Raw genomic sequence first — 25373 nt, forward strand, 5'->3', positions numbered from 1 at the left:
TGGCTCACCCGAACCGTCCACGGTTCCTCGACGATGCGGAATCCCCACCTCGAACGTTGAAGCAGGGATCGATGTTCACCTTCATTCTGCAGATCCGGCAGATGGTCGAAGGGCACCCCGAGTTCTACCTCTTCGCCGTGTACTCCGCGGTGATCTGGTTGCTCTGGCTGCTCAAGGTCGTCCTGTCCGCCCGCTACCGCCCCTTCACCGGCACCTACTCCGGCACCACCAGCGTGGTCGTCCCCGTCGTGGACGAGCCGCTCGACCTCTTCCGCGACGTGATCGGCCGCATGGTCGAGCAGGGTCCCGGCGAGATCATCGTCGTCATCAACGGCGCCCGCAACGAAGCGCTCGAGGAGGTCTGCGAGGAGTTCGCCCCGCTCGTGCGCTGGACCCACACGCCCATCCCGGGCAAGCGCAACGCGGTCAAGGTCGGCACCGAGATGTCCACCGGTGACATCACGATCCTCGTCGACTCGGACACCGTGTGGACGCCCGGGACGCTCTCCGAGCTGCTGCGGCCCTTCGCCGACGAGTCGGTCGGCGGCGTCACCACCCGCCAGCGCATCCTCGAGCCGACGCGCTCGTGGATCACCCGCTGGGCCGACTGGCTGGAGAACTCGCGGGCGCTCTACTCGATGCCCGCGCAGAGCGTCCTCGGCCAGATCGGGTGCCTGCCGGGTCGAACGATCGCGTTCCGCCGCAACATCCTCGTCCGCGTCATGGACCGGTTCATGCACGAGAAGTTCATGGGCGTGTTCCTCGAGGTGTCCGACGACCGGACCCTGACGAACCTGACCCTCAAGGAGGGCTACCGGACCGTCTACCAGTACACGTCGCTCGTCTACACCGACGCTCCGCTGCAGGTGAAGAAGCTGTTCAAGCAGCAGCTGCGCTGGGCGCGCGGCTCGCAGTACAACACCCTGCGGATGCTCCCGTGGATGCTCGGGCACGCGCCGATCCTGGCGGTGTTCTTCCTCACCGACATCATCCTGCCGTTCATGCTCTTCGGCGTGATCGCCGGCTGGATCTACCGTGCCGTCACCGGGCAGGGCGAGAACCTGTACCAGGGGATCCTGCAGCCGTACGGCTTCTCGACGGGCTTCGTCTACGTCGCCGGCCTGATGGTGGTCTCGAGCGTGCTGAGCATGGCGATCCGCCAGATGCGACACCTGGCCGAGAAGCCGAGTGATTTCTTCCGGCTGCCGATGTTCATCATCGTGTCGACGTTCTTCCTCATGCCGATCCGGCTCATCGGCTTCTTCCGCCTGGCGCACGCGTCCGGCTGGGGGACCCGGGCCGGGGCGTACGCTGGCGGTCCGGTGGAGGAGGACCCCTCGGACACCGTCCAGCCGACCGCACTCGGCACGCCGCCGGTCGCCCTCGGTACTCCGCCGGTGGCCCTCGGTACTCCGCCGGTCAGTCCGGTGGACGTCGGTCTGCCGTCCGTGGACCGCACCGACGTGCTCCGTTCCCGGGTCGACGCGGACGACCAGGCAGCGGCCGACCGGGCGTTCGACGAGCTCTTCGGCGCCGACGCCACCACGAACTCGACCGCGACGGTGCTCGCCACGCGGCGGTCGGCAGCGGTGGCCGCGGCAGCTGCTCCCGCTCCCGCTCGCCCGGCGCCCGCCAAGGCCCGTCGTGTCAACCCCTACGCGGCGATCCCGTACCTGATCGGGTTCGCGGTCTTCGCACTGGAGGCGTTCCTCATTGTCTGACCTCATCCGTTCCACCAGCACGTGGTGGGCACAGTCCAGCAAGCACGCCCGTCGCACCGCGATCGGCACGGTCGCGATCGTCCTGGTGCTCGGCCTGATCACCTGGACAGTCTGGGTGTCGCCGGCCGGCCCCGTGTCGAGCGCCGTGCAGACCGCCCTCGGCGTCACCCCGCCGAAGGCGAAGCAGCCCAGCGCCGCCGAGCTGAGCGCGAAGCTCGAGGCCGCGCAGCAGACCATCTGGAAGCTCGAGGGCAAGCTCGACTCCTCGGGTGCGCAGGCCGGGTCGCGGGCCGAGGAGATCACCCGGCTCAAGGCGCAGATCGCCGCGCTGCAGTCCGACCTCGGTGCTGCGACGAGCGGCGGGAAGGCCTCGGCCGCGGGATCGCAGGCCGGCTCCGGCTCCGGCTCCGGCTCTGGCGCTGCCGGCTCGTCCTCCGGCGGGTCGGGCTCGGGCGGGAGTGCCGGCGGGTCCGCCGCCGGCAGCTCCGGCGGCGGCTCGGGCACCGGCTCGGGATCAGGGTCGTCCGGTGGGACCGGCGGCAACGCCGGACCGTCGAAGGACCCGGTCGCGTCCGAGCCGATCACGACCCCGTCGAAGGCGCAGATCCTCGGTCAGCAGTCCCGCTGGTACGGGCTCTACACGACGCAGTCGCCCTTCAACTGGGCCGAGTACGACCGGGTCACGCAGGAGGTCGGCCGGGCCACGAACATGGTCGGCTTCTTCCAGGGGTTCGACCAGGACTTCAACGCCAGCGCCGTCCAGCGGTCGTGGGCGAACGGCCGCCTGCCGCTGATGACGTGGGAGACCGTGCCCGCGAAGACCGGCAACGATCAGCCCTACGTCCCGGGCTACACGAACCAGGACATCGTCTCCGGGAAGTTCGACGACTACCTGGCGAACTACGCGAAGGCCCTGAAGGCGAACGGCATGCCCGTCGTCATCCGTCTCGACCACGAGATGAACGGCCAGTGGTACAACTGGTCCGAGGCCTCGAAGCAGCAGAACGCGCCGGGGTCGTACGTCGCGATGTGGAAGCACGTGCACGACGTCTTCCAGGCCAACGGGGCGAACGACTACGTCATCTGGAACTGGTCGCCGTCGCGCATCGACAAGCTCGGCAACCCGAAGTACCAGACGCTCGACTACATGCGGCAGTACTACCCGGGCGCCGACTACGTCGACTGGGTCGGCATGAGCGGCTACTACCGCACCGCCACCGAGCAGCCCACGTTCCAGACCACCTTCGGCGCCACCCTCGCGCAACTCCGGCAGGTGGCACCGGGGAAGCACATCCTGCTGAACGAGATCGGCGCCACCGAGACCGGCGGCACCGTCTCGAACAGTCAGAAGTCCCAGTGGATCGCTTCGCTCTTCGACGCCCTCGCCGATCCCGCGAACAGTGACGTCATCGGCTTCGCGTACTTCAGCCAGGTGGCCACCACCATCGTCGACGGCGCCCGCACCACGAACGACTGGCGCCTCGACTCCCGCGCCGACAGCCTGGCGACCTTCGCCGAGGGCATCGCCCGCACCGACACCGACTACGACCTGCAGGAGGTCAAGCAGTGACCGCTCAGAAGAAGACCGACGCCGCCGACGTGCGGCCGGCCCCCGTCATCAGCGTCATCGGCACCGGCTACCTCGGTGCCACCCACGCGGCCGCCATGGCCGAGATGGGCTTCGAGACCATCGGGGTGGACGTCGACCCCGCGAAGCTCGCCGCCCTGTCCGCCGGCGAGGTGCCGTTCTTCGAGCCCGGTCTGCCGGAGCTCATCACGAAGCACGTCGCCACCGGGAAGCTCCGCTTCACGGCCGACCTCGCCGAGGCCGTCGCCGCCGCGGACGTCCACTTCGTGTGCGTCGGCACGCCGCAGAAGGCCGGGTCGCACGCCGCGAACCTGACCTACGTCGAGGCCGCCACCCGGGGCGTCGCCGAACACCTGACCCACCCGGGGCTCATCGTCGGGAAGTCCACGGTGCCGGTCGGGACCGCCGAGCGGCTCCGCGGCATCGTCCGCGAGTTCAGCCCGGCCGGCATCCAGGCCGAGCTCGTCTGGAACCCGGAGTTCCTCCGCGAGGGCAAGGCCGTCGACGACACCCTGCACCCGGACCGCCTGGTCTGGGGCGGCGCCTCGGCCGCGGCGGACGCCGTCATCCGCGAGGTCTACGCCGCACCGATCGCCGAGGGCACCCCGGTCATCACGACCGACCTCGCGACCGCCGAGCTCGTCAAGGTCAGCGCGAACGCGTTCCTCGCCACGAAGATCTCGTTCATCAACGCGATCTCCGAGATGTGCGCGATCACCGGCGCCGACGTCACGACGCTCGCCGACGCCCTCGGTCACGACGTCCGCATCGGCCGGAAGTTCCTCAACGCCGGCCTCGGCTTCGGCGGTGGCTGCCTGCCGAAGGACATCCGCGCCCTGATGCACCGCGCGAACGAGATCGGCGCCGGTCGGGTCGTCGGGCTCATGCAGCAGGTCGACGAGATCAACATGGGGCAGCGCGAGCGCGTCATCGACATGACGATCGAGGCCCTCGGGGGGTCGGTGCTCAACCGTCGCGTGGCCGTCGTCGGAGCCGCGTTCAAGCCGCTCACCGACGACGTCCGCGACTCGCCGGCGCTCAACGTCGCAGCCGCGCTGCACCTCCGCGGTGCCCAGGTGACGCTGTGGGACCCGGAGGCCAACGAGACCGCCCGGCGCTCCTTCCCGACGCTGTCGTACGCCGCCACGAAGGAGGACGCCGTCGAGGCCGCCGACGTCGTGCTCGTCCTGACCGAGTGGGACGAGGTCGTGCAGGCGTCGCCCGTGGCGCTCGGGGCGATCGTCGGTCGTCGCGTCGTCATCGACGCGCGGAACTGCCTCCCGGTCGCCGACTGGGTGGAGGCGGGGTGGTCCGTCCGTTCCCTGGGGCGGCCCACGCCGGTCACGGGTGCACCCGTGAGCGTGGCGGCGGGGACGAACGACGTGCTGGCCACGGCGCGCTAGTCGTCACCGCCAGGAGCGGGGTCCGTGCCGGGGCGGCGCGGGCCCCGCTCTCGCGTGTCCGGGTGCTCCGCTTGGCCCGGGCGCGCGGTGGTCGTCCCTGGTCAGTCCGGGCACACCTGGTGATCCCGGGCGTACCTGGTGGTCCGTCCCGACCAGGTACGCCCGTTCTTCCTTGCCATCGCGACCGTGATGGGAAGGAACGGGCGAGCGAAGGCGACGGCCTGGAGGCGCGGCGCCCGCCCGCCGGGCCGGCACCGGTCCTCCAGGCCGTCGCCCTCCAGTGCCCCGCCCGCCTCCCGCATGCGTGCCGCGTGCCCAGCGCGCCGCGTGCCCAGCGCGCCGCCGGATCCTGGCGCGGAAGCGACAGCGCACCGCGAACGGTTCGCCGAACACTGTCGCTCCCGCGGTCGACTCACCCGCCCAGCGCGCCGTGCACGCGGAAGGGCCCCGCACCTGACGGTGCGGGGCCCTTCGTGGTGACCCGAGGGGATCAGCCGTTCGTGCGGAGGATCAGACGCCGAAGTACAGCTCGTACTCGAACGGGTGCGGACGCTGCGCGAGCGGGAGGATCTCGTTCTCACGCTTGTAGTCGATCCACGTCTGGATGAGGTCCTCGGTGAAGACGTTGCCCTTCGTGAGGAACTCGTGGTCCGCCTCGAGCGCCTCGAGCGCCTCGTCGAGCGAGCCCGGCACCTGCGGGATGCCCTTGGCCTCCTCCGGGGGGAGCTCGTAGAGGTCCTTGTCGACCGGCTCGTGCGGCTCGATGCGGTTCTGGATGCCGTCGAGGCCCGCCATCAGCTGCGCGGCGAACGCGAGGTACGGGTTGCCCGAGGCGTCCGGCGCGCGGAACTCGATGCGCTTCGCCTTCGGGTTCGTGCCCGTGATCGGGATGCGGATCGCAGCGGAGCGGTTGCCGGCCGAGTAGACCAGGTTGACCGGCGCCTCGAAGCCCTTGACCAGGCGGTGGTACGAGTTGATCGACGGGTTCGTGAAGGCGAGCAGCGCCGGGGCGTGCTTCAGGATGCCGCCGATGTACCAGCGCGCGGTGTCGGAGAGACCGCCGTAGCCGTTCTCGTCGTAGAAGAGCGGCTTGCCGTCGTTCCAGAGCGACTGGTGGGTGTGCATGCCCGAGCCGTTGTCGCCGAAGAGCGGCTTCGGCATGAACGTGGCGACCTTGCCCCACTGGTCGGCCGTGTTCTTGACGATGTACTTGAACTTCAGGATGTCGTCCGCGGCGTGGACCATCGTGTCGAACTTGTAGTTGATCTCCTGCTGGCCGCCGGTGCCCACCTCGTGGTGCGAGCGCTCGAGGACGAAACCTGCCTCGATCAGCTTGAGGGTGATGTCGTCGCGCAGGTCCGCTGTCTTGTCGACGGGGGAGACCGGGAAGTAGCCGCCCTTGTACGGGGTCTTGTTGGCGAGGTTGCCGCCCTCTTCCTCGCGACCGGTGTTCCAGGCGCCCTCTTCCGAGTCGACCGAGTAGAACGACTTGTTCTGGGTGACCGAGTAGCGGACGTCGTCGAAGATGTAGAACTCGGCCTCGGGGGCGAAGAACGCGGTGTCCGCGATGCCCGTCGACGCGAGGTACTTCTCCGCCTTCTTCGCCACCTGACGCGGGTCGCGGCCGTAGATCTCGCCGTTCCGCGGGTTGTAGATGTCGAAGATCATGATCAGCGTGCGCTCGGCACGGAACTGGTCGATGTACGCCGTCGTCACGTCCGGGATGAGCTGCATGTCCGACTCGTGGATCGACGCGAAACCGCGGATCGACGAACCGTCGAAGAGCTGACCGACCGAGAAGAAGTCCTCGTCGACCGTCGACGCCGGGATGTTGAAGTGCTGCTGGACACCGGGCAGGTCCGTGAAGCGGATGTCGAGGAACTTGACGTCCGTGTCCTTGATGAAGGCGAGCACCTCGGAGGAATCGCTGAACATGTGTGTCGATCTCCTGGGGGGTAGGTGATGGCGAGAGGTGCCGCGGGTGCACCCTCCGACGAGGCTATTGACACCGGGTTTCCCGGACATGACTGCATTGTTTCGTGCGTGTTACGGGGTCGCCGGTCGCCTACCCTTGGAGCATGGCCCGCAGCACCACCCCGCCCTCGGCGTCCTCCGCACACCCCGGTGGGGAGCACCCGGACGGCTGGCCCGGCAAGGACCTCGGCCTCCCCGAGGACGGTCCGCGCAGCGTCGGCCGCATCGGCCGCCGCGTGGTCGGACTGCTCATCGACGGGATCCTGGCCAACCTCGTCGCCTACGTCACGGGAGTGTGGTCGCCGCTCGAGGGCTCCGGTGACATCGCCCACACGTGGATCCAGCTCGCGATCTTCGCCGTGCTCCAGGTGCTGTTCATCTGCACGTTCTCGGGGTCGTTCGGCCACCTGTGCGTCGGGCTCCGCGTCGTCCCGATCCGCGGCGGCTACGTCGGGGTGTGGCGGCCGATCGTCCGCACGGTGCTGCTCTGCCTGGTCGTGCCGGCGCTCATCATCGACCGAGACAGCCGTGGCGCGCACGACCGCATCGCCGGGACGGTGCTCGTCCGGCGCTGACCGGCGGGAGCGCGCGGCGGCGCCGGGCGCGGCGCGCGCTTCGCTCGGCCGTGGCGGCTGCCGGGCGTGGTGGGCGCGGCGGCTCGGGTGTGCTGGGCGTCGTCTCGCCCGGTGCAGCACGCGGCGTGGAGTTCGACATCGCGCTGGTCGATCGACGCGCGCGATGTCGAACGATGCGTGGACATCTTGTGCGTGTGCATCATCCGACGTTGCACGCGTCGATCGACGCGTGCAACGTCGGCCAGGCGGGCGGACGGTCACGCGCGAGACGCCGGTGCCCGGGACGCCGGGCTCCCCGGAACGGGCGACGCCCCCGACCTGGCACGGTCGGGGGCGTCGGCGATCAGGGGGTCGGTCGATCAGCGCGGTCGGCCGGCACGCGCCCGCATCGGGTCCATGCCCTTCGGGATCGCCGCGGCCGGGCTGTGCGTCAGGGAGTCGAGACGGTTCGCGACCGCCAGGACCTCGTTCCGGTTGAGCGCCTTCTTGTACTTGTTCATCGCCCGGGGCAGCTTGTGCAGCGTCACGCCGTCCTCGTCGTCGTCCACGTGGACCACGTGCACCGGGACGTTCGGGACGATCCGCTGGACCTTGCGGCGCTCCTCGTCCACCTGGCGCTTCAGGTTGCCGCGCTGCCCCTCGGTGATGAGCACGACGCCGGGGGTGCCCACCGCACGGTAGACGGCGGCCTGCGACCGACCGTGCACCGCGACGGGCATCTCGCTCGAACGCCACTGACGACGCAAGGAGTTCGACAGGACCGCTCCCACGGCACCGGGCTGCCCGGCGATCTGCGAGTACGCGGCACGCTCGGCCAGGCGGCCGAGGACGATGAGGAAGAGCAGCACACCGAGCAGCACGCCGGCAACGATCCACAGCGTGATCGCCAGCCAGTTCTGCCCCGGCAGGAGCAGCGCGAGCAGCACGCCCGCCACGACGGGGCCGACGAACGCCAGCAGGAACCACCAGACGGACTTCGGGTCGGCCCGACGGGTCATCGTGAAGACCTGGTACATCTGCTTGAGACGACCCGGCTCCTTCGCCGTCGTTGCTTGGGGAGTGCTGCGTGCCATGCGACCAGGATACGGCCTCGACCATCGCTCGCAGACCGCCGACCACCAGGCTGTGGGCGAACACCGTCCTCCACAGATCCCGCCTTCCGGCCTGGAGGCTCCCCCCACCTCGGCGAGGCTCCTCACCATGGACACGACGGCAGCCAGCAGACGGTGGTGCGGCGCACGGGATCCGGTCGCGTTCTCGAGGTGGGTCGCGGACCGCGCGGCGGGCGTCGGCCCGCACCTCGCGCCCGTGACCCGCGTCGGCAGGTGTCCGCAGGGGCACCTCGCGGCCGAGGTGCTGCACCCGGCGACCCGTTCACTCGAGGACACCCTGGACGTGCTCGGGGTCCCGACCGAGGGCGTCGCCGTCACCCTCACGGTGCCCCTGCTCGAGCTCGCTGCGCGGGCACGATCGGGTGCCGTCGAGCTCGGTGTCGTGGCCCTGGGCGCCGTCGGGGTCGACGAGACCGGAGCGATCGTCGTGGCCGATCGCCCTCCCGGGGCGGTCGATGCCTGCGCCGACGGGCCGCCCGCGGCTCCCGGCGCCGAGAGCGGTGCGGAGCCAGGTCCGAGCGCCCGCGCGCAAGCCGGTTCCGACACCCGCGCGCAAGCCGGTTCGAGCACTCGCGAGCAGGCCGGTTCGAGCGCCCACGCGGGAGCCGGTCTGCCGCACCCTCGCGACCTCGACGGTGCCCGACAGCTGGTGACGGCCGCCCGGATGGTCTGGGACCGTGTCGACTCCCGGTCGGAGGCGCGGCACACCCTCGACCCGGCCCTCGACACTGCCCGTGACGGGGATGCCGACGCGGTCACCGGGGCGCTCGGCCTCGTCGTCGGCGCCGCTCCTCCCAGACCGGTGCGCTGGGACGTGCCGGCCCCGACGTTCCCGGACGAGGAACCCGCCGGAGCAGGAGCCTGGTCGGTCGACTCGATCGTGCCGACCGGCGTCGTCGGGATGCTGACCCGGGCGGTGCTCGACGTCCTCGAGCGAGGGGTCCCGGTGGGCCACCGGCACCGGGTGCCGGTGCGGCACGCCGTGGTCGGCGCGGTGGTCGCCGGCGGCCTCGTCACCGCGGCGACCAACCTCCGCTGACCGGCGCCGGACACCGGACGCCGACCGGAACGCCGGACGGTGCCCGGAACGCCGGACGGCCCCGAGCCGCCGGACGGTGCCCGGAACGCCGGACGGCCCCGGTCCCACGAGGGGAACGGGGCCGTCCGGCGCGGATCGGACCGTCGGATCAGTACCCGAGGTTCGGGCCGAAGTTGCCCTCCTCGAGGCGGTTCTTCACCGCGACGAGGTACCGCGACGCATCCGCACCGTCGATGATCCGGTGGTCGTACGACAGGGCCAGATAGACGAACGAACGGACCGCGATCGCCTCCTGCCCGTCGACCTTGACGACCGCCGGGCGCTTCGTCACGATGCCCGTGCCGAGGATCGCCGACTGCGGCAGGAACACGACGGGGGTGTCGAACAGCGCGCCACGCGAACCGGTGTTGGTCAGCGTGAAGGTGCCGCCGGCGAGCTCGTCCGGCTTGAGCTGGTTGTTCCGAGTGCGCTCGGCGAGGTCCGCGATCGCCTTCGAGAAGTCGGCGAGCGACAGGCCCGAGGCGTCCTTGATGACCGGCGTCAGCAGACCGCGCTCGGTGTCGACCGCGATCGAGACGTTCTCGTGGTCCGGGTAGACGATCTCGTCGCCCTCGACCGTGGAGTTGATCTTCGGGTGCGCCTTGAGCGCCTCGGACGCCGCGAGGGCGAAGAACGGCATGAAGCTGAGCTTCGAACCGGTCTTCTCGAGGAACTCCGCCTTGTTCGCGTCACGGAACTGCGCGACCTTCGTCACGTCGACCTCGACGACACTGGTGAGCTGCGCGGTCGAGGTCATCGACTGCACGGCTCGCTCGGCGACGACCTTGCGGAGGCGCGACATCTTCTCGCGGGTTCCGCGGAGCGGCGAGGTCTCGGCCACGAACGGACCGGCGGCAGCGGCGGCCGGAGCCGACGAACCGGCGGACGACGCCTTCGCGGCGGCGGCGAGCACGTCCTCCTTGCGGATGCGGCCACCGACACCGGAGCCGGTGACGGTCGACAGGTCGACACCCTGCTCGTTGGCGAGCTTGCGGACGAGCGGCGTGACGTAGCCGGAGGCCGAGGCGTCCTGGTTCGGGTTGGGCACCGACGCCGAGGCGGTCGCACCCGAGGCGGCCGGAGCAGCGGCCGGGGCCGGTGCGGCGGCCGGGGCCGGCGCGGCAGCCGGAGCCGGGACCGCGGCCGGGACGGCGGCGGGCGGCGGGACCGGAGCAGCCTGCGGGACCGGGGGAGCCGACGGTGCCTGCGGTGCGGCCGGCTGGGTCTGACCGTCCGGGGTCGGGTCGGCGCGCTGCGGCTCCGGAGCCTTCTGCTCCTCGCCCTGCTCGGTGCTCGGAGCCGTCTCCGGCTCGCTCTGCTCGGCGGCAGCGGCGTCCTGGTCCGCACCCTGCTCGTCGGAGGAACCGCCGTCGGAACCCGAGCCGGAACCGTCGCCGATCTTCACCAGCGCGGTGCCGACCTCGACGGTCTCGTCCTCCTGGACGAGGATCTCCTCGACGACGCCGGCGATCGGCGACGGGATCTCGGTGTCGACCTTGTCGGTCGAGACCTCGAGCAGCGGCTCGTCGACCTCGACCCGGTCACCGACGTTCTTCAGCCATCGGGTGACCGTGCCCTCGGTGACGCTCTCGCCGAGCGCCGGGAGGTTGACGGATTCGCTCATCGGGTGGGCTCCTGTTCGCGGGTTGCTGTGGTGGTGGATGTCATTGTCTCGGTGCGCACGGTGGACGTGGTCGTCACAGCGCGTGCAGCGGCTTGCCCGCGAGGTGGAGGAAGGCCTCGCCCAGCGCCTCGTTCTGCGTCGGGTGGGCGTGGACGAGCGGTGCGACGTCCTCCGGGTGCGCCTCCCAGTTCACCGCGAGCTGCGCCTCACCGATGAGCTCGCCGACGCGCGCGCCGATCATCGAGACACCGACGACCGGGCCGTCGACGACGCGGACGACCTTGACGGCACCCGAGGTCCCGATGATGTGGCTGCGGCCGTTGCCCGCGAGGTTGTACTCGTAGAAGTCGACCTTGTCCTTGCCGTACTGCTCCTCGGCCTTGGCCTGGGAGAGACCGACCGACGCGACCTCGGGGTCGGAGTAGGTGACCTTCGGGATGTTCGTGTCCGAGATCACGACGGGGTTCAGGCCCGCGATCTCCTCGGCGACGAAGATGCCCTGCTGGAAGCCGCGGTGCGCGAGCTGCAGGCCGGGGACGATGTCGCCGACGGCGTAGACGTTCGGCAGGTTGGTGGCGAGGCGCTCGTTCGTGGTGACGAACCCGCGGTCCATCGCGACGCCGACCTCGTCGAAGCCCATGTTCTGCGTCAGCGGGCCACGGCCGACCGCGACGAGGAGCACGTCGCCCTCGTAGGTCTTGCCGTCCTCGAGCGTGACGACCACGCCGTTCTCGTGCTGGTCGACGTGGTCGAAGCGGACACCGAGCGAGAACTCGATGCCGCGCTTGCGGAACGCGCGCTCGAGCTGCTTCGACATCGACTCGTCCTCGGCGGGGATGAGGTGGGGGAGGCCCTCGACGATGGTCACCTCGGCGCCGAAGGACTTCCAGACGCTGGCGAACTCGACACCGATGACGCCACCACCGAGGATGACGACCTTGTTCGGCACGTAGTCCATCTTCAATGCGGTCTCGGACGTGATCACGCGGCCGCCGATCTCGAGGCCCGGCAGTGACTTCGAGTAGGAACCCGTGGCGAGCACGACGTTCTTGCCGGTCACGGTCTGGTCGCCGACCTGCACGGTGTTCTGCGAGGTCAGGCGGCCCCAGCCCTCGACGACGGTGATGCCGCGGGCCTTCACGAGCCCCTGCAGGCCCTTGTACTTCGAGCTGATGACGCCCTGCTGGTAGTCGATGACCTTCGGCACCTCGACGCCGGCGAACTCGGCGACGACGCCGTACTTCTCCGCGTCGCGGGTTGCGTCGGCGACCTCGGCGGCGTGGAGCAGCGCCTTGGTGGGGATGCAGCCGCGGTGCAGGCAGGTCCCTCCGAGCTTGTCTCCCTCGATGAGCGCGACGCTCATGCCGAGCTCAGCGGCTCGGAGCGCAGCGGCGTAGCCACCACTGCCGCCACCGAGGACCACGACGTCGTAAGTCTGTTCCGTCACCTGGTGCAACTCCCTCGTGCGTGTCGGGATCCCGGTCGGACCCCACTGGACACCGCGGCGGCGGCGTCCGACGGTCGGACCGCATGGTTCCGGTCCCGTCCCGCTGGTTCCGGCGGACGCGCGTCGGTGCGCAGCCCGCCGGACACCAACCTACTACCTGGACTGGAGCTCTTCTGCGAGCCCGATGAGCGTCCGGACCATGACGCCGGTCGCTCCCTTGCCGAGCCAGCCGTACCCGCCGCCCTTGTGCTCGGAGGGCCCGGCGATGTCGAGGTGCGCCCACGGGATGCCCTCGCCGACGAAGCGCTCGAGGAACTTGCCGGCGAGGAGCATGCCGCCTGCCGGGTTGCCGACCGTCGCGTTGACCATGTCGGCCACGTCGCTGGCGAGTCGCGCGTCGAGCTCCTCGGGCAGCGGCATCGGCCAGATCGGCTCGGCCACGGCGTCGGCGACCGCACGGACACGGGCGACCAGGTCGTCGCTGCCCATCAGGCCGGTGGTGCGGTCGCCGAGTGCGACGACCTGCGCACCGGTGAGCGTCGCGACGTCGACGATCGCGTCGGGCTGCTCGAGCGAGGCGGCGGCCATGCCGTCACCGAGGACGAGTCGACCCTCGGCGTCGGTGTTGGTGACCTCGACGGTCTTGCCGTTCTTGAGCGTGAGCACGTCGCCGGGGCGCGTCGCGGAGCCGGACGGCATGTTCTCGGCGAGGCAGAGCCAGGCGGTGACCCTGGTGTCGAGCCCGAGGCGCGCGGCGGCGATCGTCGCGGCGAGCACGGTCGCGGCGCCGGTCATGTCGGTCTTCATGCCGAGCATCGACGCGGCGGGCTTCAGCGAGAGGCCGCCGGAGTCGAAGGTGATGCCCTTGCCGACGAGGGCGAGGTGCTTCGCGGCCGACGCCGGTTCGTAGCGGACGACGACCAGGCGCGGCGGTCGCTCCGACCCGCGCCCGACGCCGAGGATGCCGCCGAAGCCCTGCTCCTCGAGCTGCTGCTCGTCGAGGACCTCGACGGTGAGCGGCAGGCCCTCCGCCTGGGCGACCGCGACGTCGGCGACGTCCGCCGGACCGAGGTCACCGGCGGCCGTGTTCACGAGGTCGCGGACGAGCGCTGCCGCGTCCGCGACGATCGCCGGGCGGACGGTGGTGTCGGCGGCGGTGTCGGCCGGTGCGACGACCTCGATGCGCTGGTCGCCCCGCGTCGGGGCGGTCGTGCCCGTGCCCTTGTGGCGGGTGAAGGCGTAGGAACCGAGTGCCGCGCCCTCGAGGGCGGCGTCGACGAGCTCGGCGCTGTCGGTGGGGAGTGCGAGCGCGATCGACGACACCTGGGGCAGCTGTCGGACGGCGCTGCCGGCGGCGGCCCGGACGGACGCCGCGTCGACCGTCGAGCCCAGGCCGACGAGTGCGATGCCGGTGGCGGCGACGCCGGTCCCGGGCAGGCGGACGAGCTGGTCCTTCGCGCCGGTGACGCCGATGGACCCGAGGTCGAGGTCGGCGAGGGCGTCGAGCGCCCCGGTGGCCGAGGGGACGATCGCGGGGGAGCCGCCGTCGGTGCCCGCGCGGACGCCGAGCACGAGGACGTCGGCGGCGACGTCGGAGGGGGTCGAGGTGGTGGTGGAGAGCGTCGGTCGGACCATGCGCCAAGCCTAGCCAGCACGTGTTCGCCGAGAGCGTCGGGTCAGTGCGCGGGACCGGTCGGGGGTGCCGCCTAGCATGGGGACGGTGAACCACCCCGAGGACCTGTACTCCGCTCCCGACGGCGCGCCGACCGTCCCGGCCGGGCTGCACCTGGTCGCGGGCCTGACCGGCTTCGTTGACGCGGGCGGTGCCGTCGCGCAGGTCGCGGCGTCGATCCTCGACGGCCTCGAGCACGAGCTGGTCGCTGAGTTCGACCCGGACGTCCTGCTCGACTGGCGTGCCCGCCGTCCGGTCATCACGTTCGAGCACGACCACATCACCGCCGTCGAGCCGCCGCGTCTGGCCCTCCACCTGGTGCGCGACGAGCTCGGGCAGCCGTTCCTCTTCCTCACCGGGTACGAGCCCGACTTCCAGTGGAACCGCTTCGTCGACGCGGTCACGGGGCTCGCCGAGCGCCTGCACGTGGCCGACACCACCTGGCTGCAGGCCATCCCGATGCCCGTCCCGCACACGCGCCCGATCAGCCTGACGGTGTCGGGGACGCGTGCCGACCTCATCGAGCAGATGAGCGTCTGGAAGCCGGAGACCCAGGCACCCGCGAACGTCCTGCACCTGGTCGAGCACCGGCTGACGCAGCTGGGCGAGCAGGTCACCGGGCTCGTCCTGCTCGTCCCGCACTACCTCGGCGACACCGAGTTCCCCGACGCCGCGGTCACCGCGCTGTCCAGCATCTCGGCGGCGACCGGCCTGATCTTCCCGACCGACGCCCTGCGTGAGTCGGACCGCGAGTTCCGTACCCGCGTCGACGAGCAGGTCGCGGGCAACCCCGAGCTGCAGCGCCTGGTCGGCGTGCTCGAGGAGCGGCACGACACCTACATGGAGGGCAACCCGGTCGCGTCGCCCCTCACGAACGTCGACGGCGAGGTCCCGACCGCCGACGCCATCGCGGCCGAGCTCGAGCGCTTCCTGGCCGACCGTCGGTCCGACGGCGACGCACCGACCGACTGACGGCGGGCTGACCGGCACCGCGTCCGGCCTGGAGGCTCCTCCACAGCCCGCACCGAGCCTCCCGTCCTCCACAGCGTGGGTCGGGCGCGGGGCGCGCGTCGGTAGCCTTGTCGGGTGAACTCCCGCCGTGCCTTCCTCGTCTGGGGCGTCGCGGTGCTCGCCTACGTCCTCGCCGTCGTCCAGCGCTCGTCGCTCGGTGTCTCCGGGGTCGACGCGCAGGACCGCTTCGCGGTCTCGGCGGCGGTCCTGTCCACGCTCGCGGTGGTGCAGATCGCCGTGTACGCCGGCCTGCAGATCCCGGTCGGCATCGCGCTCGACCGGGTCGGCCCGCGGAAGCTCGTCCTGCTCGGCGCCGCGCTGCTCGTGGTCGGGCAGGCCGTCGTCGCGTTCTCGCCGACCATCGGTCCGGCCATCGCGGGCCGAGTGCTCGTCGGGGCGGGCGACGCGATGACGTTCATCTCGGTGATCCGCCTCGTCCCGATGTGGTTCACCGGGCGGATCCTGCCGCAGATCTCGCAGTGGACGGGCAACCTCGGTCAGATCGGGCAGGTGCTGTCGGCCTTCCCGTTCGCCGTGCTGCTGCACACCGCGGGGTGGACCCCGGCGTTCGGGGTCGCCGCGGCTGCGAGCCTGGTCGGTCTCGTGCTGGCGGTCGTCTTCGTCCGCAACGGACCCGTCGCGGTGCGCACGGACACCATCCCGCTGCCCCTGCCGCACTCGTGGCGCGGGGCCTTCCGCACGTTCGGGCACGCGCTCCGTCGCCCCGGCACGCAGCTCGGGTTCTGGTCCCACTACGTCACGCAGTCGTCCGGCACGGTGTTCTCGCTGCTCTGGGGCGTCCCGATGCTGCGCGGCCTCGGCTACACCCCGTCCGAGGCCGCGGGCTTCCTCGCCGTGATCGTCGTCACGGGCTTCGTCGTGGGGCCGGTGCTCGGCGTGCTGTGCGCCCGGTTCCCGCTCCGCCGGTCGAACCTGGTGCTCGGCATCGTCCTGGCGCTCGGCGTGGTCTGGACGGCAGTGCTGCTCTGGCCGGGCCACCCGCCGACGTGGCTGCTCGTGCTGCTCGTGCTCGCGATGGGCGTCGGTGGCCCCGGGTCCCTGATCGGCTTCGACTTCGCCCGCAGCTTCAATCCCGTCGGCTCGCTCGGTTCCGCGAACGGGGTCGTGAACGTCGGGGGGTTCCTGGCCGCCTTCGTGATGATGTTCCTCATCGGGACGCTGCTCGACGCCGTGTCGGGCGTGACGGGTCGCACGGTGTTCGCCTGGGAGAACTTCCGCGTCGCGCTCACCGTGCAGTACGTCGTGGTCGGGTTCGGCGTCGTCATGCTGCTGCTCGCCCGCAGACGGACCCGGCGGGAGATGCACGCACAGGACGGAATACGGGTGGGCCCGCTCTGGGTTGCACTCGTTGCGCGCCTGCGGAAGAAGGCCGTGCAATAATGGAGGACGGACCCGTTCGGGCCCCCCGTGTCCACGTCGCCTCGTCGCGCCGCGGAAACCGGGGGACTTGACATGGGTCCTCATGCTGCCCGGAACGGTAGGACCTGACGACGCGGGGGACCGCGGCCCAGGCCCTGGGCGGCGAGGGAGGCCACGACCCCACGAACGTGGCACGACGAGAGAGGTGATCGCATGGCTGCCCGGAGCACGACGATCGATCCCACGAAGGACACCGAGCCCGAGGCCGTCGCGGCGGACGACGCCGACGCGGCCGAGGGGAAGGCTGCGCCGAAGAAGCGCGCCACCAAGACCACCGCCACGAAGAAGACCGCCGCGAAGGCCGCGCCGAAGAAGACCAGCACGCGCGCCAAGAAGCAGGCCGACGACGAGGACGAGGACGACGAGGCCGTCGAGCCCGCGGACGAGGCCGTCGACGCGACGGACGACGCCGAGGACACCGAGTCCGAGTCCGAGGAGAAGGACGCCAAGCCGGACGCCGCCGCAGCGGTCGCCGCGGGTGCGCTCGTCATCTCGCAGTCGGACGACGACGAGGCCCCGGTCTACTCGACGACCATCACCGGCGCCACCGCCGACCCGGTCAAGGACTACCTCAAGCAGATCGGCAAGGTCGCGCTCCTCAACGCCGAGCAGGAGGTCGAGCTCGCGATGCGGATCGAGGCCGGCCTGTTCGCCGAGGACAAGCTGCAGCACTCGACGGGCCTGTCGAAGCCCGAGGAGCGCGAGCTCCGCTGGGTCGCCCGCGACGGCCAGCGCGCGAAGTCGCACCTGCTCGGCGCGAACCTCCGCCTCGTCGTCTCGCTCGCGAAGCGCTACACCGGTCGCGGCATGCAGTTCCTGGACCTCATCCAGGAGGGCAACCTCGGTCTGATCCGTGCGGTCGAGAAGTTCGACTACACGAAGGGCTTCAAGTTCTCGACGTACGCCACCTGGTGGATCCGTCAGGCGATCACCCGCGCCATGGCCGACCAGGCCCGCACGATCCGCATCCCGGTGCACATGGTCGAGGTCATCAACAAGCTCGCCCGCGTGCAGCGCCAGATGCTGCAGGACCTCGGTCGCGAGCCCACTCCGGAAGAGCTCGCCCGCGAGCTCGACATGACCCCGGAGAAGGTCGTCGAGGTCCAGAAGTACGGCCGCGAGCCCATCTCGCTCCACACCCCGCTGGGTGAGGACGGCGACTCGGAGTTCGGCGACCTGATCGAGGACACCGAGGCGGTCGTGCCGGCCGACGCGGTGGGCTTCACGATGCTGCAGAAGCAGCTCGAGAGCCTGCTCGACTCCCTGTCCGAGCGCGAGGCGGGCGTGATCCGCATGCGCTTCGGCCTCGGTGACGGCCAGCCGAAGACCCTCGACCAGATCGGTGACACGTTCGGCGTGACGCGCGAGCGCATCCGTCAGATCGAGTCGAAGACGATGGCGAAGCTCCGCCACCCGTCCCGGTCGCAGTCGCTCCGCGACTACCTCGAGTAGGCCGATGCGCTTCCTCATCCCGATCCTGGTCGGGCGGATCCTCCGCGCCCTCGCCCGTGCGCGGGGCGGCGGGTCCGCCTACCCGGGGTACATCGTCCTGAAGCTCGTGCCGGACTTCCTGCAGCACGTGACGAAGCAGTTCCCGAACGGCGTCGTCTTCGTGCTCGGCTCGAACGGCAAGTCGACGACGACGCACATGATCTCGGACATCGTCCGCGCGCACGGCCTCCGCGTGTTCACGAACCCGTCGGGCGCGAACCTGCCGCAGGGCATCGCCTCGGCGCTGCTGTCCGAGGTGTCGCTGACCGGCAGGCTCAAGGCCGACATCGGCATCCTCGAGGTGGACGAGGCCTTCGCGGTCGAGCTCGCCGGCATCTTGTCGCCCTCGACGGTGACGATGCTCAACGTGCAGGTCGACCAGCTCTACCGGTTCTTCGAGACCGAGCGCGTCGCGACGATGATGCTCGACACCGCGGCGCTGTCGACGGCGAACGTCATCACGAACCGCGACGACCAGTTCCTCGACGCCTACGACGCCCGCTCCGGGCAGCGCGTGCTCCGCTTCGGTGCGAGCACCGAGGTCGTGGCGGCGGCGCCGAACGGCCTGCAGAACGCCGACGACTTCGACCGGACCGCCGGCGAGCCGAACCCGGCGGAGTCGGAGGTCGTCGCGAACACGGGTGACGGTGCGACGATCCGCTTCGACGGCGTGGACATCCCCGTCCGCCTGCCGGCGCGCGGTCTGCACTACGCGGTGGACGCAGCTGCTGCGACCGCGACCGCGAGTGCCGCGCTCGGCGCGCAGTTCCGCGCCGACGCCGTGACGAAGGCCTTCGGCACGATGAAGCCGGCGTACGGCCGCGGTGAGCGGCTGCCCATCGCCGGCGAGGCCGCCGAGTTCACGATGTTCAAGAACGCGGCCAGCCTGCAGCTCAACCTCGACGCCCTGCCGGACCGTCCGGAGCAGGTCCTCATGGCGATCGACGAGGGCACGCCGGACATCTCGTGGATCTACGACATCGACTTCTCGAAGCTCGACCACGTGGACGTCGTCTCCGGTGACAAGGCGTGGCAGATCGCGATCGCGCTCGAGCACGCCGGTGTCCGCATCGGCCGTGTCGAGCCCGACGTCGAGGCCGCGATCCGGCACATGGAGCAGCTCGGCTCGACGACGTCGGGCACGAAGAACTTCATCGTCAACTACGAGATCATGATGATCGCCCGCAAGGCCCTGGGCCACGGCGACATGGAGAAGACCGCATGACGGCCGACCGGCTGACCATCCTGCACGTCTACCCGCGTCAGATGGGTGTCTCGGGCGACCGCGGCAACGTCGTCGCCCTGCGGCGCCGTGCCGAGGCCGCGGACATCACGACCGAGGTCGTCGAGTACGCGCCCGGTGACGACCTGCCGACCGCGGCCGACGTCGTGGTGGTGGGCAACGGTCCGCTCAGTGCGATGCGCTCGCTCGGTGCCGACGTCGCGCGCATCGGGGCGCCGCTCCGCGAGTTCGCCGCGTCCGGTGTGCCGGTCGTCGCGGTCGGCGGTGGCTTCGACCTCGCGACGAACGAGGTCGTCCCCACCGAGGGCTCGCCGGTCGCGGGCTTCGGTGTGTTCGACGCGCGGGCCGTCCGCGGTGCCGAGCGCCGCGTGAACTACTTCGTGCTCGACACGCGCTACCCGGTGCTGCCGGGAGCGCCGAAGCGTCTCGCGGGGTTCGAGGACCACGCGACCCGGATCGAGCTCGGCGCGGGCGTGGAGCCCTTCGCCGACGTCGTCTCCGGCGGCGGCAACCAGGCCGGGTCCGCCGTCGAGGGCGCGTTCGCGGGCGCGTCCTTCGGGACGCACACGCAGGGCCCGATCCTGCCGCTCAACCCGCAGCTGACCGATGCGGTGCTGTCCGCGGCGACCACCCGCCTCGGGCGCGAGTACGTCGCGGACCCGGAGCGCACGGCGACGATCGACCGGTACGCGCGCGAGGCGCGCGCGACCATCGACCGCTACGTCGACAAGGCGTTCAAGCGGATCGCCTGACGCGACCCACCCACACCCACGCGACCCACGAACGGACGGGAGGCGCGGTGCCAGCTGGCACCGCGCCTCCCGTCCGTTCGTCTGGTGACGACTACTTCGACTCGTGGAGTCGGCTGCTCTCGTCGTGCCACTCGAGCGCGGTCGCCGCGAGCTTGTCCTTGAACTCGGCGCCGTGGTGGGCGCAGAAGTAGAGCTCGCCACTGGCCATGGTGGCGCGGATGTACGCCTGCGCTCCGCAGCTGTCGCAGCGGTCAGCGGCGGTGAGCTGGTGGCTGCTGGCTTCGTCGATGGAGAGGTCGTGCACGGTCTGGGTCATTGCTGTGCTCCTCACGGATCGCAGGTGGTGCGGGGTGGACCCCCATTTGAACACGTGGTGGCTGGGAGACGTGCATCGCGGACGGCCTGTTTCGCTGAGCGCGGACCGGATGTCCCCACTCCGAGGCGCGCCGCTCTCCGGAGCCGTGGCTGTCGGAGCCCGTCGGTACGATCGGGAGGTGAGCTCCGACTACTCTGCACGCCACCTCTCCGTCCTCGAGGGACTCGAGGCCGTTCGGAAGCGTCCCGGCATGTACATCGGTTCGACGGACTCCCGTGGGCTCATGCACTGCCTGTGGGAGATCATCGACAACTCCGTCGACGAAGCACTCGCCGGGCACGGTGACGAGATCGGGGTCGTGCTGCACGCCGACGGGTCGGTCGAGGTCCGTGACACCGCCCGCGGCATCCCCGTCGACGTCGAGCCGAAGACCGGGCTGACGGGTGTCGAGGTCGTGTTCACCAAGCTGCACGCCGGCGGCAAGTTCGGATCCGGGTCGTACGCGGCTTCGGGCGGGCTGCACGGCGTCGGGGCCTCCGTCGTGAACGCGCTGTCGGAGCGCCTCGACGTCGAGGTCGACCGCGGCGGCAAGACGTACGCGATGTCGTTCCACCGCGGCGAACCGGGGACCTTCGCCGGTGACGGACCCGACGCCCCCTTCACACCGTTCACCTCGGGCAGCGAGCTGCGTGTCGTCGGCAAGGTGAAGAAGGGCGTGACCGGGTCGCGCATCCGGTACTGGGCGGACCGGCAGATCTTCACCCAGGACGCCCGCTTCAGCACGGGTGACCTGGTCAACCGTGCACGCCAGACGGCCTTCCTGGTGCCCGGGCTCGGCATCACCATCACGGACGAGCGCCCGGCGTCGATCGAGGCCGCCGCGCAGCGCGCCGAGGCGACCGGCACCACGGTCACGCCCGGTCCGGTCATCGAGCGCTTCCGGTACGAGGGCGGCATCAGCGAGTTCGTCGAGCACCTCGCCGTCGACTCCGCGGTCACCGACGTCTGGCGCATCCAGGGCACCGGGACGTTCACCGAGACCGTGCCGATGCTCGACGACAAGGGACACATGGTGTCCACCTCGGTCGAGCGCACGTGCGAGGTCGACATCGCGCTGCGGTGGGGGAGCGGGTACGAGACCGTCGAGCGGAGCTTCGTCAACATCATCGCGACGCCCAAGGGCGGCACGCACCTGACCGGCTTCGAGGCCGGCATCGTCAAGGCCGTGCGCACCCAGGTCGAGGCGAACGCCCGCAAGCTCAAGGTCGGGCAGGACAAGCTCGAGAAGGACGACGTGCTCGCCGGCCTCACCGCCGTGCTGACCGTGCGCCTGCCGGAGCCGCAGTTCGAGGGGCAGACCAAGGAGGTCCTCGGCACCCCCGCGGTCCGCAAGATCGTCGACCAGGTCGTGTCGAAGCACCTGACCGACATCCTCAGCTCGACGCAGCGCACCGAGAAGGCCCAGGCCGCGACCCTGCTCGAGAAGGTCGTCGCCGAGATGAAGACCCGCATCTCGGCCCGGGCGCACAAGGAGACGCAGCGTCGCAAGAACGCGCTCGAGAACTCCTCCCTGCCGACGAAGCTCGCCGACTGCCGCAAGCAGGACGCCGAGGGCACGGAGCTGTTCATCGTCGAGGGCGACTCCGCACTCGGCACCGCCAAGCTCGCCCGCAACAGTGAGTACCAGGCGCTGCTCCCGATCCGCGGCAAGATCCTCAACGTGCAGAAGGCGTCGGTGTCGGACATGCTGTCCAACGCCGAGTGTGCCTCGATCATCCAGGTCATCGGCGCCGGGTCGGGCCGCTCGTTCGAGATCGACCAGGCCCGCTACGGCAAGATCATCATCATGTCGGACGCCGACGTCGACGGCGCCCACATCCGCACGCTCCTGCTGACGCTGTTTTTCCGCTACATGCGCCCGATGATCGAGCAGGGCCGGGTGTTCGCCGCGGTGCCGCCGCTGCACCGGGTCGTCGTGGTGAACCGCGGCAAGCCGAACGACACGCTGTACACCTACTCCGAGGCCGAACTGCAGGCGGTGCTGAAGAAGCTCGCGAAGCAGGGCAAGAAGTACCAGGAGCCGATCCAGCGGTACAAGGGCCTGGGGGAGATGGACGCGGACCAGCTCGCCGAGACCACGATGGACCGGGCGCACCGGACGCTCCGCCGCGTGAACGTGACCGATGCCGAGAGCGCCGCGAAGGTGTTCGAGCTGCTGATGGGCAACGACGTCGCGCCGCGCAAGGAGTTCATCCTCGCGGGGGAGGGCCTCGACCGCGACCGCATCGACGCGTAGCCGGCGCCCGCGCCGCGCCCCGCCCCCTGCCGACTTCACGGGCCCAGCGACAGTTCACGGGCACGCTGGCCCGTGAACTGTCGCTCAGCGCGTGAAGTGCCGAGCCCGCGCGGCCGCGCGGCCGCCCGGCCTACGCCTCGCCGGCGGTGCCGTCGAGGGCCGCGGCGCTGCCACCGATCGAGCCGATCACGGCCTCGAGCGGAGCCCCCGACCCGTCGCGCTTCGACAGCCAGTCGGGCAGGGTCCGAGCAGCGCCGTCCGACCCGACGGCGTGCGGCGGCGCGATGCCGGCCCACGCCACCGTCAGGCCGTCCTCGCCCTTCAGGAACGCGTGCGCCCGGACGCCCTGGGTCGCACGACCCTTCGCGGGGAACTCAGAGAACGCCGACACCTTCGCCCGCCCGGGGTCGGTGCCGGGCAGCGCGCCCGAGGCCGTCGACACCGTGGCCACCACGGCGTCGTCGGACCGGGCGACGGACCCGAACCAGATCACCGACGCGCCGGAGGCCAGGGAGACGCCGGCGACACCGCCTGCGGGCAACCCCTGCGGCCGGACGCCCGAGGCCGGGAACCGCAGCAGCTGCGCGTTCGACGTGATGAACACGAGGTCGTCCGACTCCGGCGCCTGCGCGGCCCCGACGACGGTGTCCTTCGGCTTGAGCCCGATCGCGACGAACTCGTCCTTGTCCGGCCAGGCACCGGTGGCGACGCGCTTCACGACGCCCTGCGCGGTTCCGATCGCGAGCGAGTCGATCGCACCGGCCGACAGGTCGACGAGCGCGACGACGGTCTCGGTCCGGGCGATCCCGAGGTAGTCGGACACCCGCACACCGGCGTCGAGCCGGACGGACGCCGGCGGCACCGCGGGGACGTCGACGGGGGAGAACCGCAGGACGCGCCCGGTCGAGGTCAGTGCTCCGACCTGCCCGCGGACGGTCGAGAGGACGGTCGAGCGGACCGCGTCGTGCTTCGACCGCTTCGGCACGCGCACGATCCCGAGGTCGGTGTCGGGGATGTCCACCCGCACGAGTCGCCCGGTGGTCGAGAGCAGCACGCGGCACGGGGCGTCGGCGATCTGCAGCGACTCGGGGTCGACCGCAGCCTTGCGGCCACCCCGCACCGGGGCATCGGCCTCGGTGAGCAGGGTGCGGCGCGGGGTGGCGAAGCGGTCGGACACCTCGGTGAGCTCCTGCGCCACCTGGGCACGGAGTCGGGCGTCCGAGGCCAGCAGTTCCTCGAGCGCGGCGATGTCCGCGAGCAACTGGTCGCGCTCGCCCTCGAGCTCGAGGCGGGAGAACTTCGTCAGGCGCCGCAGTCGCAGCTCGAGGATGTACTCGGCCTGCACCTCGGACAGGTCGAACACGGTCTGCAGGCGCGATCGCGCTGCCTCGGAGTCGTCCGACGAGCGGATGACCTCGATGACCTCGTCGATGTCGAGGATCGCGATGAGCAGGCCCTCGACCAGGTGCAGCCGCTCGCGACGACGGGCGAGCCGGTACTCGGACCGCCGGGTGACGACGTCGATCCGGTGCTGCACGTAGACGTCGAGCAGCTCGCGCAGGCCGAGGGTGCGCGGTGACCCGTTGACGAGGGCGACGTTGTTGATCCCGAAGCCGTCCTCGAGCGGGGTGTGCTTGTAGAGCTGCTCGAGCACCGCCGTCGGGTTGAACCCGGACTTGATGCCGATGACGAGCCGCAGCCCGTGGTTCCGGTCGGTCAGGTCGTTGACGTCGGAGATGCCGACGAGCTTCTTCGCCTGCACCCCGTCCTTGATCTTCTCGATCACGCGCTCGGGGCCGACCAGGTAGGGCAGCTCGGTGACGACGAGACCGGCCTTCCGCGGCGTGAGGTTCTCGACGCTCACCTTGGCGCGGGTGCGGAACGAGCCGCGCCCGGTGGCGTAGGCGTCGCGCACCCCGGAGAGCCCGACGATCGTGCCGCCCGACGGCAGGTCCGGCCCCGGCACGAACTCCATGAGCTCCTCGAGCGTCGCCGTCGGGTTCAGGAGCAGGTGCTTGGCGGCCTCGACCACCTCGCCGAGGTTGTGCGGCGCCATGTTCGTCGCCATGCCGACCGCGATGCCCGACGCGCCGTTGACGAGCAGGTTGGGGAACGCCGCCGGCAGCACGCCCGGCTGCATGATCTGGTTGTCGTAGTTCGGGACGAAGTCGACGACGTCCTCGCCAAGGCCCTCGGTCATCGCCATCGACGGCTCGGCCAGGCGCGCCTCGGTGTAGCGCGCGGCAGCGGGGCCGTCGTCGAGCGACCCGAAGTTGCCGTGCCCGTCGACCAGCGGCACGCGCATCGTGAACGGCTGCGCCATCCGCACGAGCGCGTCGTAGATGGCACCGTCGCCGTGCGGGTGCAGCTTCCCCATGACCTCGCCGGTGACGCGGGCGCTCTTCACGTGCCCTCGGTCCGGCCGCAGTCCCATCTCGGCCATCTGGTACAGGATGCGTCGCTGCACCGGCTTGAGGCCGTCGCGCGCGTCCGGCAGGGCCCGCGAGTAGATGACGGAGTACGCGTACTCGAGGAACGAACCCTGCATCTCCTCGGAGACGTCGACGTCCTCGATGCGCTCACCGTCGGGCAGGCCGACTGCTTCCGTGCGTGCCATGGGACCTTTCTGG

The 25373-nt window shown here is 70.8% G+C and carries 18 protein-coding genes; 11 read left to right on the plus strand and 7 right to left on the minus strand.

Going from position 1 to position 25373, the window contains the following annotated elements:
* The first annotated feature begins 71 nt into the window (after nt 1-71).
* Genes C1N91_RS07025 through C1N91_RS07035 form a run of 3 tightly spaced genes read left to right on the plus strand, consistent with a single transcriptional unit; the run spans nt 72 to nt 4712 of the window.
* Nucleotides 72-1721 (plus strand): glycosyltransferase family 2 protein, encoded by a 1650-nt coding sequence (locus C1N91_RS07025; RefSeq protein WP_137767156.1) that lies wholly within the window; start codon nt 72-74, stop codon nt 1719-1721.
* Nucleotides 1714-3291, plus strand: a complete 1578-nt coding sequence (locus C1N91_RS07030; RefSeq protein ID WP_137767157.1) for a glycoside hydrolase family 26 protein — start codon at nt 1714-1716, stop codon at nt 3289-3291. Before C1N91_RS07025 ends, C1N91_RS07030 begins: the two co-directional genes overlap by 8 nt.
* Entirely contained in the window at nt 3288-4712 is a 1425-nt protein-coding gene (locus C1N91_RS07035) for a UDP-glucose dehydrogenase family protein (protein WP_058729964.1), read from the plus strand. The genes C1N91_RS07030 and C1N91_RS07035 overlap by 4 nt, the downstream gene beginning before the upstream one ends.
* A 510-nt stretch (nt 4713-5222) precedes the next feature.
* Here the strand turns inward: C1N91_RS07035 and glnA are convergent.
* Nucleotides 5223-6647: a type I glutamate--ammonia ligase gene (glnA, locus tag C1N91_RS07040; RefSeq protein ID WP_058728604.1), complete on the minus strand. Its 1425-nt coding sequence runs from the start codon at nt 6645-6647 to the stop codon at nt 5223-5225.
* A 143-nt stretch (nt 6648-6790) separates the two neighbouring features.
* Between glnA and C1N91_RS07045 the strand changes: the two genes are divergently transcribed.
* Entirely contained in the window at nt 6791-7261 is a 471-nt protein-coding gene (locus C1N91_RS07045) for an RDD family protein (protein WP_137767158.1), read from the plus strand.
* A gap of 359 nt (nt 7262-7620) precedes the next feature.
* On the opposite strand, the gene C1N91_RS07050 is transcribed toward C1N91_RS07045, so the two are convergent.
* The gene (locus C1N91_RS07050; RefSeq protein ID WP_058728606.1) at nt 7621-8334 is read right to left on the minus strand and encodes a DUF4191 family protein; all 714 of its coding nucleotides are present in this window, start codon (nt 8332-8334) and stop codon (nt 7621-7623) included.
* Between the two features lie 127 nt (nt 8335-8461).
* Between C1N91_RS07050 and C1N91_RS07055 the strand changes: the two genes are divergently transcribed.
* Entirely contained in the window at nt 8462-9412 is a 951-nt protein-coding gene (locus C1N91_RS07055; protein ID WP_137767159.1) for a hypothetical protein, read from the plus strand.
* Between the two features lie 148 nt (nt 9413-9560).
* Here the strand turns inward: C1N91_RS07055 and sucB are convergent, their stop codons facing one another.
* The 3 genes from sucB to C1N91_RS07070 form a co-directional block, all read right to left on the minus strand.
* Nucleotides 9561-11075 carry a 2-oxoglutarate dehydrogenase, E2 component, dihydrolipoamide succinyltransferase gene (sucB, locus tag C1N91_RS07060; RefSeq protein WP_137767160.1) on the minus strand — a complete coding sequence of 505 codons (1515 nt, stop codon included), beginning with the start codon at nt 11073-11075 and terminating at the stop codon, nt 9561-9563.
* Between the two features lie 73 nt (nt 11076-11148).
* Nucleotides 11149-12522: a dihydrolipoyl dehydrogenase gene (lpdA, locus tag C1N91_RS07065; RefSeq protein ID WP_058728609.1), complete on the minus strand. Its 1374-nt coding sequence runs from the start codon at nt 12520-12522 to the stop codon at nt 11149-11151.
* 153 nt (nt 12523-12675) lie between these two features.
* On the minus strand, nt 12676-14157 hold the full coding sequence (locus C1N91_RS07070; protein WP_137767161.1) for a leucyl aminopeptidase: 1482 nt from the start codon (nt 14155-14157) through the stop codon (nt 12676-12678).
* Between the two features lie 76 nt (nt 14158-14233).
* Here C1N91_RS07070 and C1N91_RS07075 point away from each other — a divergent pair, with 76 nt between their 5' ends.
* From C1N91_RS07075 to C1N91_RS07095, 5 genes are all read left to right on the plus strand, one after another.
* A complete protein-coding gene (locus tag C1N91_RS07075) occupies nt 14234-15166 on the plus strand; it encodes a proteasome assembly chaperone family protein (RefSeq protein WP_137767162.1) in 933 nt (310 codons plus the stop codon).
* Between the two features lie 114 nt (nt 15167-15280).
* Nucleotides 15281-16606 (plus strand): MFS transporter, encoded by a 1326-nt coding sequence (locus C1N91_RS07080; RefSeq protein ID WP_137767163.1) that lies wholly within the window; start codon nt 15281-15283, stop codon nt 16604-16606.
* A gap of 192 nt (nt 16607-16798) precedes the next feature.
* On the plus strand, nt 16799-18097 hold the full coding sequence (locus tag C1N91_RS07085) for an RNA polymerase sigma factor (RefSeq protein ID WP_137767164.1): 1299 nt from the start codon (nt 16799-16801) through the stop codon (nt 18095-18097).
* 4 nt (nt 18098-18101) lie between these two features.
* The gene (locus tag C1N91_RS07090) at nt 18102-19361 is read left to right on the plus strand and encodes a MurT ligase domain-containing protein (RefSeq protein ID WP_137767165.1); all 1260 of its coding nucleotides are present in this window, start codon (nt 18102-18104) and stop codon (nt 19359-19361) included.
* Nucleotides 19358-20131, plus strand: coding sequence for a type 1 glutamine amidotransferase (locus C1N91_RS07095; protein ID WP_137767166.1), 774 nt, complete (start codon nt 19358-19360; stop codon nt 20129-20131). Before C1N91_RS07090 ends, C1N91_RS07095 begins: the two co-directional genes overlap by 4 nt.
* 91 nt (nt 20132-20222) lie before the next feature.
* On the opposite strand, the gene C1N91_RS07100 is transcribed toward C1N91_RS07095, so the two are convergent.
* The gene (locus tag C1N91_RS07100) at nt 20223-20447 is read right to left on the minus strand and encodes a DUF7455 domain-containing protein (RefSeq protein ID WP_058728615.1); all 225 of its coding nucleotides are present in this window, start codon (nt 20445-20447) and stop codon (nt 20223-20225) included.
* A 178-nt stretch (nt 20448-20625) separates the two neighbouring features.
* Between C1N91_RS07100 and C1N91_RS07105 the strand changes: the two genes are divergently transcribed.
* Nucleotides 20626-22743: a DNA gyrase/topoisomerase IV subunit B gene (locus tag C1N91_RS07105; RefSeq protein ID WP_137767167.1), complete on the plus strand. Its 2118-nt coding sequence runs from the start codon at nt 20626-20628 to the stop codon at nt 22741-22743.
* A gap of 130 nt (nt 22744-22873) precedes the next feature.
* Here C1N91_RS07105 and C1N91_RS07110 read toward each other — a convergent pair whose 3' ends face one another.
* Nucleotides 22874-25360 (minus strand): DNA gyrase/topoisomerase IV subunit A, encoded by a 2487-nt coding sequence (locus C1N91_RS07110; protein ID WP_137767168.1) that lies wholly within the window; start codon nt 25358-25360, stop codon nt 22874-22876.
* Between the last annotated feature and the right edge of the window lie 13 nt (nt 25361-25373).

Origin of the sequence: Curtobacterium sp. SGAir0471, assembly GCF_005490985.1 — a bacterium.
Taxonomy (GTDB): Bacteria; Actinomycetota; Actinomycetes; order Actinomycetales; family Microbacteriaceae; genus Curtobacterium.